Raw genomic sequence first — 12,089 nt, forward strand, 5'->3', positions numbered from 1 at the left:
AGTGCCGAAACTCAACATGATCCAATGGGCCGGTGTGGTTATCTTCCTGCTGGCCGTCTTCATCGCAATACCTGGCTTTATCGCGGCATCGGGGCGGTCCGACCTGTATTATACTCTGACCTCGGTGGCGCTCTTGTCTATTGCCAGCGCAGGGGTTTGGCTAACTTTCTATATCGGGCGCATCAATATCGGTCAGGGAGCATTTGCCCTGATCGGGGCCTATGTTTCGGCCGTTTTGGTGACCAAAGCTGGCATGTCATTCTGGCTGTCACTGCCGCTGGCGGGACTGTTCGCCGCCGCTGTGGCGGTTGTGATCGGGGTTCCGATCCTGCGCCTGCGCGGTGTTTATTTTGCCATGATTTCGCTGGTGCTGACGCAGGTGGTCACCCTGACCGCGCTGGCCTTGCCAATCACAAATGGGGCCAAGGGTATCACCTCGATCCCGCTGCCCGGAGGGGTGTCGGCTCTGGGCCTGACCCTGATCCCGGATTTTGCGACGCTGGAGAACCCAAGGCTTGCCTTTTACTACGCTGCCAGCGTGCTGATGGTACTGACCTTCGCCGCCATGTATCGGCTGGTGAATTCGCGGCTTGGCCATCTGTGCCGATCGATGCAGCAGAACGAGGAGCTGGCAAGTTCTATCGGCGTCAATATCTCGTACATCCGGGTCATCGTGTTCGCGATCTCGTCTTTTCTGGGTGGCATAGGCGGGGCGATGTTCGGCTCAATCGCGCAGTCGGTCTATCCTTCTAGCTTTCAGGTCGCCGATAGTGTGAATTTCATGCTGAACTGCTTCCTTGGAGGGCTGGGCTATGTCTTTGGTCCAATGCTGGGCACGCTGGTTCTGTACTTTGGTTGGGATCTGCTGTTTGAGCTCGGCCGCTTCCAGCTGCTGGCTTATTCCAGCATGTTGATCATCTTGATGCTGTTTCTTCCCAACGGCCTGCTTAGCCTTCGGCTGCCTGGAAAGAAGGAGGCCGACAAATGAGCCATCTTCTGGAAGTTCGCCATGTCACCAAGAAGTTCGGAGGTCTGACCGCCAACAGTGATATCTCTTTCAACGTCAATGAAAACGAAATCCTGTCGGTGATCGGTCCGAATGGCGCCGGTAAAAGTACCCTGTTCAAGATGATCTCGTCCTTTCTGCCCACGACGGCAGGGGAAGTGCTGTTTAAGGGCGAGAGGATTTCAAACCTGAAGCCTCATGTGGTGGCGCGTAAGGGAGTTGTCCGCACGTTTCAGGAAACGACAATCTTCAAGTCGATGACTGTGCGCGAAAGCATCATCGTTGCTCAGCATTTGCGGGCCCGCGCCTCATTGGCGGGGTACTTTTGGGGCACGAAGACGGCGCATGAGGATGTCGATAGCTTTGGGCAATATGCCGACGATCTGATCGACTTCCTTGGCATGACCGAAATCGCCAATGAGCAGGCCTCGAACCTGCCACAAGGCAACCTGCGTGCGTTGGGGATCGCAATTGGTCTGGCCACTGACCCCAAGGTCCTGCTGTTGGACGAACCTTTTGCTGGAATGAACCATGACGAGACCATGAAGATGGTCAATCTGGTGCGAAAGGTGCGTGATGACCGAGGTGTCACAGTCCTTTTGGTGGAACACGACATGCCTGCGGTGATGAATATTTCCGACCGGATTGTTGTGCTGAATTTTGGCGAAATGATCGCCGAAGGCACACCTGCTGAAATCCAGAACAACGAAAAAGTCATCGAAGCATATCTGGGCAGCGCAGATGACGAGATCGGGATCTGAACCATGACAAAGATGTTGGATTTCAAGGATGTCGAGCTCTACTACGATCACGTCTATGCGCTGAAAGGTGTGTCGATTGACCTGGAACAGGGTGAAACGGTTGCATTGATCGGCGCAAATGGTGCTGGCAAAAGCTCAATCCTGCGGGCGATTACCGGGCTGGCCAAGGTCAAATCCGGGTCGGTTTCTTTCGAGGGTGAACAGATCGATGGGACCAATCCGGCCGACATCGTATCCAAGGGCATCGCCATGGTGCCCGAAGGACGCCGTGTCTTCCCCTACATGACCGTGAAAGACAATCTGCTGATGGGGGCGTTCACCCGGTCGGATAAGGCAGGTATCCATCAAACGCTGGAATCCGTACTGGAACGGTTCCCGCGTTTGAAAGAACGCTATTCCCAATCGGCGGGCACACTGTCAGGTGGCGAACAGCAGATGATGGTCATCGGGCGCGCACTGATGGCTAAACCGCGCCTGTTATTGCTGGATGAACCATCGTTGGGCATTGCGCCCAAACTGGTACAGGACATTGCTCGTTCGATCGTGGCCATCAATCGGGACGAGGGCGTTTCAGTGCTGCTGGTCGAACAGAACTCGCGAATGGCTTTGTCGATCTCGCACCGGGCTTACGCGTTGACCACCGGGAATGTCGTGATTTCAGGAAATTCCAAGGAACTTCTGACCGATCCTCGGATCAAAGCTGCCTATCTGGGCGGAGAAGTGTGAGGATGTTGTGAAACTGCTTGTCGTCAACCCTAACACCACAAATTCCATGACCCGAAAGATCGAGGCTGCGGCGCGGGCGGTCGCGCATGCCGAAACCGAGATTGTGGCCGTCAACTCGCAAGATGGTCCGGCCAGTATTCAGGGATACCTGGATGTTTCGACCTGTGTGCCGGGCCTATTGGACGTCGTTTCGCAATATCCGGACGTGGATGCAATCGTGGTAGCCTGTTTCGACGACACCGGCGTTGATGCGGTGCGCTGCGTCACGTCTGCCCCAGTGATCGGCGTTGGTGAAGCCGCCTATCACGCCGCATCCATGATCAGTCCAAAATTTAGCGTCATTACAACATTGTCCCGGTCACTTGCAGGGTTGGAGGCGAACCTGTTGCGCTATGGTCTGGACCGCCGTTGTGTTCGGGTGCGGGCTTCGGATGTTCCGGTTCTGAAGCTTGAGGAAAACGACCCGAAGACCGTCGACAAGATACGGGCTGAAGTTCGGGCGGCGATTGATGAAGACAGGGCTGAAGCCATCGTTCTGGGTTGCGCAGGGATGACGGACCTCATGTCGCAACTTTCAGAAGAGTTCGGCCTGCCGGTCGTCGATGGTGTTGCCTGCGCCGTCACTTTTGCAGAAGCCTTGGTGAAAGCCAAGCTAACGACCTCGAAGCTTTGTTCCTACGCGTGACCAGTGATTGCCATGGTTCGAAACGAACGGTGGAACGAGCGCGGTAAACGGCCCGTCTGGATGACACTCAGAAAGGTGATGTCGAAGCCGTGCCCTGGGCGGCTCTGCTTGCTTGCGGGCCGCTAAAATGTTTGCCGAGTTCGACTTCGATGCGCTTCAGATCGCTTTGAATCGTCGGATCGACAAAGAACGCTCACTGATCTTGCTCAATGATGTTTTTCAAGAATTTCCGCCTGACCATATCAATCGGAATCGGGCGGCCGAAATTGAGTGTCGGAGGTGAAAGAACACTGCTTGCAGGATCATTTCTTTTGGAAAATGCATGCCCTTGAATATGATTGCCGCGGTTAGCCTATGTCTGAATCCGTAAGGCCTTTAGCACGATTACCTCACCTCAGTCAGAGGGATAAAAAGTTGGCAACAAAGTCATTAAAGATCACAGTTTCAGACGACGGACAGAATCTTTTGCACACCCAAGGTTGTGATTAAAACGCAGTTTCCACCAATCCCAACTGCACTGACGTCAAACAGTCGCCTCAGTTGTTGTGCTCGACACTCAGGAAAACCAGTGTGCGCTTCTCTTGGCTCTTGTCTTTTATGGCAACCCGATAGACACGAATTCCGGCGTTCAATTCTCTAAGTTCATAGCTGTCTGGGTGATTGACCTGCCTATCAATCGGAGCAGGTGTACCGTCTCGGCAACGCGTCACTTCAGCCCATGTGTCGTCGAAGTAGATTGTGGCATCATCGCTTCTGAACTGAAATTCCCAATAACACGAAACGCCCCGGGAATTACCCATGCCATCGAATGGCTGACATACGGACCCAACAGGCGCAATCCCGGTGTCATCATAGCTTTCAAGCGCAGAAATTTGTGCGCATTCAGCAGCCAGTCCAATGGTCGGTTGAACGAACACTACCGTCACAAGTGAAAGCCAAAAACACACCGAGACACCATTGTGAGGTTCGATATCGGACGCTGGAGCGCGGTAGACAGAACTCCTGATGCCGTGCAGTTTTAGCACGGCAAACAATCGCATACGTTGCGCCAGGGCGAGAGAATCCCTGTGACCAATATTTTTGTTAACGAGTCGTCATTCTGCTGCATCAGGAACATCAACAATTGAATAGTTGCCCTTCACGCGTTCCTTTTTTGGGTCAAAATGCGGGAAAGGCACGACTTTGGCTTTCAGGCGCTTTTGCTGGCCGTCCAGTTGCCCGATTTCAATGTCAGCTCCGACGACGGCATGAGTGACCGAAACCCGGCCTAACGCAATGACCTTGCCCAGAATGGGTGATTTCATCGCGCTGGTAATCTCTCCAACTTGCGCCTTTCCTACACGTACACAGTCGCCGGGCGAGGGGACCGTACCTCCCTCAATCTCGAAACCGACCAGTTTGCGATGAGGATGGGCCTTGCGTTCTTCAATCGCTGGCCGCCCGATGAAATCGTCGGACTTTGATTTCAGTGGTACTGTGAAGCCGATGCCAGCCTCGAAGGGATCGGTTTGATCGTCGAATTCGGACCCGGCAAAGATCAAGCCACCTTCGATCCGCAACATATCCAGTGCCGCGAGTCCAAGCGGAGCGATGCCATATTCCTGGCCAACCTCCCAGACGCGATCAAAGATCTCGACGGCATCCTTGGGATGGCAGAAGACTTCATATCCCAGCTCACCCGAATAGCCGGTCCGGGAAATCACCACAGATGTCCCCTGCACATCACCAACCCGAGCCACGGTAAGCCGGAACCATGGCAGTTCTTCGATCGTCGGTTGTTGAGGCGGGGTCCAGAAGATTTTCGAAAGGATTTCGCGGCTATGCCGTCCCTGAACCGCAATGTTGTGCAGTTGGTCTGTAGAGTTGCGCACCCACACATTCATATTTCGTTTGAGCGCCTGTTCTTGCAGCCACAATCCGCTGGTATCATTCCCACCGATCCAGCGGAAGTTCGTCTCACCCAAACGATAGACGGTGCCGTCGTCGATCATCCCGCCATGCTCATAACACATAGCCGTATAGACGACTTGACCAACGCTCAGCTTTTTCATGTTGCGAGTCACGCAAAGCTGCAACAGTTCTTCTGCATCGGGTCCGACAACTTCGTATTTCCGCAATGGGCTGAGATCCATAACAGCAACCTTGTCCCGGCAGGCCCAGTATTCGGCAATGGCACCATGATTGGTCATTGTGTTGGGCAGCCAATATCCGTTGTATTCGACGAAATCACGGGTGTGCTGTGCAAAGCAGTCGTGAAATGCAGTTTTCTTGGTTTCTTCCACATCCGCCTCCGCAGATTTTCTATAGCCATAGGAACGTTTGAAATCTTCGGTCGCTTTGTAGGTTCGCACCTGAATATCGGTTGGATTCCAGCCATTTGCCGGGTCAATATCGCAGGGACAACCGGTGCTGACGCAGACCAGATCGGTCAGCGCGCGCAGCAGGACGAAGTCACCGGGGCGCGACCAGGGGTCGTCCATTCCGATGGCATTGGTGTCGTCCAGCATCGTGTTGAAAAAGAAGTTGATCGCAGGCCAGCCACCACGCGGCTTGATGCCGTATTGGTCCAAATCTTTGTTGATATTGTCCGAGCAATTCACGTGGCCGGGATAACCGAGATCTTCGTAATACCGCGCCGTACAGGCAAGACCAAACGTGTCATGACGACCGCAGGTATCCTGAACGATCTCTATCAGCGGCTCCTGATCTACCGACCAGTATTTCGAAAAAATCCCCGGTTTCGGATACAAGCTGCCCATCAGGCTGCGCGTAGTGGTGGGATCAATCTCGCGTTCGATCCCCTGATCCAGTGCTCGGCGGCTGAAGGCCTGAAAATCCGAGCATTCACGCCCACGAACATCGACAATCTGGATGAACTCACCGGCCCTGACCTCGTACGAGTGGGCATTGCCGGGCTGAATATTGAAGTCCTTGAGCGGATCGGCCAGCGGTTCGGGTGGTCCCACATCGGGTTTTTCCAAACCGGGCGCAGAGCGTTGAATGTACAGTATGATATCCGTGGGAGGGTTGTTATCTTCGGGACGCATCGCCTTCCCGGGTGCAGCCACGATCAGAAGGCCATCACATTCGGCGACGAAATGCACCATGTCACCGGGGCGCGACCCGTCGGTAAACGCCCGGATCGCGTCACCTCTTCCGATGTTAAATCCGGCAACTTCCAGAGCGCGCAGCACTTTCTTGCCAGACGGCGATCCATTTGCCAGCGTCGCAATCAAACCATCCGGACGTCCATGTCCCAAAGCACCCAACATGGCCGCATCAGAACTCCGGTCAGGGGCAAAGAAGACCATCTCGGCCTGTTGCATCCCGTCGCGGTCCAACAAGGTTATCGTATCGCCTTTGGAAACCGGAACAGCGCGCGACCCCATTCCGGGGACCGGGTGGCGTTCCGTTCCATGTGGCAGGATCGGAAGGCCGGGGGCCAAAACTCCGCTGCGTTCGAACGGAACTTCGAATACGGGTTTTACGTTCATCTCCGAAACTCCGGTTAATCCAGCCCCAAAGCGCGCTTGCGCTTTTCGGCCCAACTGCTGATCGCCATGTCAAATGTCAGTGCCATCAGCGATACGTTCAGGCCCAGCACAAAGTTCTTGCCCAGTTCGGTGCCCGCCAGCGTTCGTTGCAGTTCTTGCCCCAGATCCTGGGTGCCGATGAAGGCGGCAATGATAACCATGAAGAAGGCGAACATGATTGCCTGGTTGAATCCGACCGCCATTGTCGGCAACGCCAGCGGAAATTGCACCGACATCAGTTTTTGCCGACGGGTCGAGCCGGACATGTCTGCCGCCTCGGTCATTTCCGGCGGTACATTACTGAGGCCAATAATCGTGTAGCGGATCAGCGGCACGGCGGCGAAGATCAGGATTGAGAACACAACTGCCACATCATTGACCCCAAACAACATGATCGCGGGGATCAGGTAGATGAAGCTTGGGAAGGTTTGCGCGGTGTCGCAGGCCAGCAGGATGCTCTTGGACCAGCGGTTGGACCGGGCTGCAACAACGCCCAAGGGGATACCGATCATAGTCGCCAGCGCGACCGCTGAAATCACAGTATAGAGAGTGATGACCGACCGATCCCACCAGCCCGAGAAGGCGACAATGGTAAAGAAGATTGCGGCGTAGATGCCGGGCTTTCGGCCACCGACCCAATAGGCAAAGGATACAACCAGCAGGATAAATGCAGGAGTTGGAATGGCGAGTAGCGTATTCCGGAACGGGATCAATACCTTGACGTTCAGGAACCAGCGCAGCCATTCGGTTGTGCCCTTGATCGCGTCTATGGCCAGGAACGACTTGATCACCACGTCGATTTCCTTGCCCTGGCTGAGATGCTGCTTGCGACCAATTTCTGCGAGGATCGGAAACACCTGGGCCAGCAGAGTAAATCCAAAAAACAGACCTAGTGCGACCAGCGAAATCTGATGCCTTTTCCACCACGGTGTCCCGCGTTCGAAGTGCACCGGCTGCTTGAGGACCCAGGCCTTTGACATCCGATCCAACGTGACAGCCAGCAGGACGATGGTTACGCCAATCTCGAAAGAGCGGCCCAGTTTGAAACTACCCATCATCGCCAGCAGTTTCGCGCCAAGACCGGGCATTCCGATAAAAGCGGTCAGAACAACCATCGCAAGACACAGCATGATCACCTGATTGACGCCGACCAGTACCTCGGTGCGCGCGGCTGGAACGTAGACGTGGCGCAACATCTGCCAGCGTGTGCAGCCAGACATCTGGCCTGCTTCGATCACTTCGGGGCTGACCTTTTTCAGGCCCAGAGTGGTCATCAGGATCATTGGTGGGATGGCAAAGGTAATTGTTGCGACGGCCCCAGCTGTCGGTCCGACCTTAAAGAAGATCACTGCTGGCAAGAGATACGTAAAGAAGGGCAGGGTTTGCAGTACGGACAGGATGGGTTTCAGCAACCGCTCGAACCAGCCGTATTTCCAGGCCGCGATGCCCAGTACCAGACCCAGCAAGAAAGCCAATGGAGCCGCAACCACGATGACGGACATCGTCTGCATGGCTATTTTCCACTGTCCGATTGCCGCGGTCCAGATGAAGGTGCCCGCGCCCAAGGCAGCCAAACGCCATCCACCAACGGCATAGCCGACGACGGCTGCCACTGCGGCAATCGCGGACCATGGGATCGGGCCCAGATAGGGCCAGCGACGCTTGCCCTCCAATAGGTTCGCCGAGGTATCCAGCAGAAACTCAAGCGGGCCTTCTGCAATAAAGCGGGTGACATAGATCAAACCGAGGTCATTTTGAATGAAGTTGAAAATCGCGTCCAAAACCTGTGCCGTTGGCGGGATAGCAGCCTCAGGAATGCGATTCAGCCACTCGGGCAGAATGCCAATTGCCTTAGCCAGGATCAGTGCAAGAGCGGTGACCAGCAGCGCGGTTAGGACTTTGGTTTGCCCCCACGGGCCGTCCCTTGTGTCCGATATGTCGGTGGACAGCGTCGCCATCATTCCGCCCCAAGCAGAACATTCAACGCGGTGTCACGTTCCAGAACCCCGGTGACAACGCCTTTGTCATTCGCGACCGGCAATAGGATGCGCTTGTCATTTACCAGTACACGCGCCAATTCGTGAATAGTCGAGCCGCCATTGATCGGCGCGCCCTCCAAAGCATGACCATTCACAGGCTTTGCAAGCCCCTTCGCATGTACGACCCGGGCCTTGTCGACATCTTCGGTAAATTTGGCCACATACTCGGTGGCAGGGTTCATCACGATCTGATCGGGGGTGTCACACTGTTCGACCGCGCCGTTGCGCATGATGGCAATCCGATCGGCCAGACGCAGCGCCTCATCGAAGTCATGCGTGATGAAGACGATGGTTTTGCCCAGCATTTCTTGCAGACGGAGGAATTCATCCTGCATTTCACGGCGGATCAACGGATCCAGCGCCGAGAAGGGCTCATCCAGAAACCAGATATCCGGCTCAATCGCCAGTGATCGGGCGATACCGACCCTTTGCTGTTGACCGCCGCTGAGTTCACGCGGGAAATATTCTTCCCGACCTTCAAGGCCCACCAATTTGATGACCTCCAGTGCGCGTTCGCGCCGGTCGTAGCGATCTTGCCCGCGCATTTCCAACGGGAAGGCGACGTTGTCCAATACCGTGCGATGTGGCAACAGACCGAAGGATTGGAACACCATCCCCATCTTGTTGCGGCGCAGCTCAATCAGCTCGCGTTCAGTCAGGCTCATGATGTCCTGACCGTCAACTTCAATCGTTCCGCCTGTAATATCGTGTAGGCGTGAAAAACACCGCACTAGCGTGGACTTGCCTGATCCTGACAGGCCCATAATGACCAGCATCTCGCCACGAGCGACCTCAATCGAGACGTCCTTGACACCGGCGATGTACCCATCCGCGCGGATCTCATCGAAACTGCGGCCAGCGGCCAGAGATTTCAGATAGCTCTCTGGCGAGGGCCCAAACAGTTTCCAGACGTTTTTGGCTGAGATGACAGGCGCTGAGGCGGACATGGCTGCCTTTCTTTCGTGTTGAGCGCGGCCCTACATCGCTGAGATGTTCAAGGCCGCGCCAGTTTCGGTGGATGCAACCGGATTATGTACTGCAGGCACTGATCCAAGGATCAATGACGGCGCGGTTGGCGTCCAGCCATTCTTCGGCTGCCTCTTCCGGCTCAAGCTCATCAGTGTCGACCAGCTTCGCCATCTCAGCAATCTGCGGGTTGGTGAAAGAAATCTCGGTCAGGGCGCAATACGCGGCCGGCCACTTGTCTTTCATGCCATCCCAAGCCGCCTTTTTCAGGTAACCCTCGGCAGGGTTGCCACAATCATACAGCGCTTCCGGGTTGGGACCCTTGGCTGGATCCTTGTCGCACCCATCTTCCCATGCCGGGAATTCAACGAACTCACCTGGCCAAACAGCTTCGGCGAAGTTTGGCGTCCAGTTAAAGACCAAAACCGGCGTTTTGTCGGCCTCTGCCGCGCCAATCTCAGCCCAAAGGGCTGCGGCTGAACCCGCATTGATCACCGTAAAGTTCAGATCCAGTGCTTCGGCGCGTTCTTTACCATGCTTCAACCAGTCGACCGGCCCATCCAGATAACGGCCCTTGTCACCGGTTTCGGCTGTGGCGAACAGGTGCGCACAGTCGTTCAGTGCCTGCCAGTCAGGCAGGCCCGGGCAGGATTCCTTGGTCCACATCGGATACCACCAATCCTCGCGCGTGACCGCATCATGATCGCCCGCATCATGCAGACCACCTTTTTCCAGTGCCGCGCGGTAGGATGCACCAAAGGCACCTTCCCAGACTTCCATCTCCAGCGCGACATCGCCCAAACGTACCGATTCATAGACGGCCTGACTGTCGGTGGTGACATATTCTACGTTGTTGCCCATCTCTTCGAAGATCAGGCCTACAACGTTCGACATCACGATCTGGCTGGACCAGTTGTGAATGGGGATTACGATCGGGTCGCTGCTGTCTTCGGCAGCCGCGCCAGTTCCCGCTACTGCTGCCAAGGTTGCAGCAGAAAGTAGGTTTGTAAGTTTCATGTTTGCTCCCTGAGTGACATTCATTTTTGAGTTGAGGACTCTTCCGGCCCCGAATTCATGCATTCTGCCTAAGATCGTCTAATGTGCAGAACAGAAATTTGAGGGGCTTTGACCATAATTTCTTGAGGCTAATCCGACTTTTTGCTATCTTAACAGACAGTTGCCTGATCGAATGTTGCCAGATGCGGGCAAATGTTTTTGATCGCGCCGTCGTCCAGCTCGGGAAAAGGCCCCCAAATGCCAAAAAAAGCGCCAGTCACCGGGAAAGTCTTGCCGCCGCTGGACTATTTGTTGGCATTTGAGGCCGCTGCCAAGGCGCAGAGTTTTGCGCAAGCCAGCAAGGTGCTGAACATCTCAGAGACCGCAATCAGCCGCAAAGTGCGCTTGCTGGAACAGCACTATGACGTGCCCTTGTTTGTAAGGGGGCATCGTTCTGTTTCCCTTACTCAGCAGGGTGCCATCCTGTTGGCGACCGTGGAAAAATCACTGGACCTGATGCGGGATGTCAGCCGCGACATGCTGGCTAAGCATCAGGCCAATACGGTTTCGATTTCGGCGACCAATTCTGTTGCGTCTCTTTGGCTGATGCCGCAACTTCGCAAGTTCAACAAATCCAATGGCCGTATCCGTATCTCTTTGGTGTCTTCTGACAGTGATGCGGAATGTCTGTCGGATTCTATGGACCTGACAATTCTGCGAGGGGATGGCGGCTGGCCGGGGTATGAGGCAAAGCTTCTGTTCGGAGAAACCGTTTTTCCGGTTTGCAGTCCCGAGTACCTAAAAAGTAATCCCAATGCGGCGGATCTTTCTGCGCTACCGGAACTTGACCTTATTGAAGTCACCAGCGGCCATGCAGAATGGATGACATGGCGTGCGTGGTTCAGCGGCAATGGTGTATCAACGTTATCGATGGAACAGGCTGTCGCGTTCAACACCTACCCATTGTCCGTACAGGCAGCGGTTGATGGGTTGGGAATTGCATTGGGTTGGGCCCATCTTGTTGACCCATTGCTTGAAAGCGGCGCTTTGGTCAGACCAGTCCAGGGTGCATCGGTGCGAACGGAGTCAGGATACTACCTGCTGAAAAGACCTTTCAACAGTGCTTCTCCAGAGCAGTTGATAGTCGAAGATTGGCTACTGGGTCTCAGTGCGGGACGAAAAAGATACGCCTGATTTGGGTTGTTGGCGGCTGGGTATTGATATTGAATTTGGCAGTGGGCTGTTTGGCAACTACAACACACGTATTGACCCATGGGAATAATTATTTACTTTAAAGAAAAATAGACGAATCTGGGTTGGTGCGCCACCGATCCGGCCAAGACGTTGTCAGACTTTTCCAACCGGGGGTTTTGCCCA

At 54.9% G+C, this 12,089-nt stretch carries 10 protein-coding genes; 5 read left to right on the forward strand and 5 right to left on the reverse strand.

Annotated elements, in window-relative coordinates; translation table 11 throughout:
• The first annotated feature begins 16 nt into the window (after window positions 1–16).
• The 4 genes from DS906_RS02595 to DS906_RS02610 are packed head-to-tail and all read left to right on the forward strand — an operon-like array spanning window position 17 to window position 3,178.
• The gene (locus tag DS906_RS02595; protein WP_113788693.1) at window positions 17–988 is read left to right on the forward strand and encodes a branched-chain amino acid ABC transporter permease; all 972 of its coding nucleotides are present in this window, start codon (window positions 17–19) and stop codon (window positions 986–988) included.
• A complete protein-coding gene (locus DS906_RS02600) occupies window positions 985–1,767 on the forward strand; it encodes an ABC transporter ATP-binding protein (protein WP_113788694.1) in 783 nt (260 codons plus the stop codon). The genes DS906_RS02595 and DS906_RS02600 overlap by 4 nt, the downstream gene beginning before the upstream one ends.
• A 12-nt stretch (window positions 1,768–1,779) precedes the next feature.
• Window positions 1,780–2,493, forward strand: coding sequence for an ABC transporter ATP-binding protein (locus tag DS906_RS02605; protein WP_369933982.1), 714 nt, complete (start codon window positions 1,780–1,782; stop codon window positions 2,491–2,493).
• Between the two features lie 7 nt (window positions 2,494–2,500).
• Complete coding sequence (locus DS906_RS02610; RefSeq protein ID WP_113788696.1) at window positions 2,501–3,178, forward strand: aspartate/glutamate racemase family protein; 678 nt, start codon at window positions 2,501–2,503, stop codon at window positions 3,176–3,178.
• 536 nt (window positions 3,179–3,714) lie between these two features.
• On the opposite strand, the gene DS906_RS02615 is transcribed toward DS906_RS02610, so the two are convergent.
• From DS906_RS02615 to DS906_RS02635, 5 genes are all read right to left on the reverse strand, one after another.
• Window positions 3,715–4,218 (reverse strand): hypothetical protein, encoded by a 504-nt coding sequence (locus tag DS906_RS02615; RefSeq protein ID WP_113788697.1) that lies wholly within the window; start codon window positions 4,216–4,218, stop codon window positions 3,715–3,717.
• A 54-nt stretch (window positions 4,219–4,272) separates the two neighbouring features.
• On the reverse strand, window positions 4,273–6,672 hold the full coding sequence (locus DS906_RS02620; RefSeq protein WP_113788698.1) for a DUF1989 domain-containing protein: 2,400 nt from the start codon (window positions 6,670–6,672) through the stop codon (window positions 4,273–4,275).
• 14 nt (window positions 6,673–6,686) lie between these two features.
• Window positions 6,687–8,669 carry a proline/glycine betaine ABC transporter permease gene (locus DS906_RS02625; protein WP_113788699.1) on the reverse strand — a complete coding sequence of 661 codons (1,983 nt, stop codon included), beginning with the start codon at window positions 8,667–8,669 and terminating at the stop codon, window positions 6,687–6,689.
• Window positions 8,669–9,697, reverse strand: a complete 1,029-nt coding sequence (locus DS906_RS02630) for a glycine betaine/L-proline ABC transporter ATP-binding protein (protein ID WP_058277106.1) — start codon at window positions 9,695–9,697, stop codon at window positions 8,669–8,671. The genes DS906_RS02625 and DS906_RS02630 overlap by 1 nt, the downstream gene beginning before the upstream one ends.
• Before the next feature lie 82 nt (window positions 9,698–9,779).
• The gene (locus DS906_RS02635; protein WP_058277107.1) at window positions 9,780–10,733 is read right to left on the reverse strand and encodes an ABC transporter substrate-binding protein; all 954 of its coding nucleotides are present in this window, start codon (window positions 10,731–10,733) and stop codon (window positions 9,780–9,782) included.
• 237 nt (window positions 10,734–10,970) lie between these two features.
• Between DS906_RS02635 and DS906_RS02640 the strand changes: the two genes are divergently transcribed.
• Entirely contained in the window at window positions 10,971–11,906 is a 936-nt protein-coding gene (locus DS906_RS02640; RefSeq protein WP_113788700.1) for a LysR substrate-binding domain-containing protein, read from the forward strand.
• Window positions 11,907–12,089 lie beyond the last annotated feature (183 nt).

This window comes from Ruegeria sp. A3M17 (assembly GCF_003318255.1).
Lineage (GTDB): Bacteria > Pseudomonadota > Alphaproteobacteria > Rhodobacterales > Rhodobacteraceae > Ruegeria.

Coding starts and splice junctions, on each gene's coding strand:
- DS906_RS02600 (WP_113788694.1), top strand. CDS start 985: ATGAGCCATCTTCTGGAAGTTCGCCATGTCACCAAGAAGTTCGGAGGT.
- DS906_RS02635 (WP_058277107.1), bottom strand. CDS start 10,733: ATGAAACTTACAAACCTACTTTCTGCTGCAACCTTGGCAGCAGTAGCG.
- DS906_RS02640 (WP_113788700.1), top strand. CDS start 10,971: ATGCCAAAAAAAGCGCCAGTCACCGGGAAAGTCTTGCCGCCGCTGGAC.
- DS906_RS02605 (WP_369933982.1), top strand. CDS start 1,780: ATGTTGGATTTCAAGGATGTCGAGCTCTACTACGATCACGTCTATGCG.
- DS906_RS02620 (WP_113788698.1), bottom strand. CDS start 6,672: ATGAACGTAAAACCCGTATTCGAAGTTCCGTTCGAACGCAGCGGAGTT.
- DS906_RS02615 (WP_113788697.1), bottom strand. CDS start 4,218: ATGCGATTGTTTGCCGTGCTAAAACTGCACGGCATCAGGAGTTCTGTC.
- DS906_RS02595 (WP_113788693.1), top strand. CDS start 17: ATGATCCAATGGGCCGGTGTGGTTATCTTCCTGCTGGCCGTCTTCATC.
- DS906_RS02625 (WP_113788699.1), bottom strand. CDS start 8,669: ATGGCGACGCTGTCCACCGACATATCGGACACAAGGGACGGCCCGTGG.
- DS906_RS02630 (WP_058277106.1), bottom strand. CDS start 9,697: ATGTCCGCCTCAGCGCCTGTCATCTCAGCCAAAAACGTCTGGAAACTG.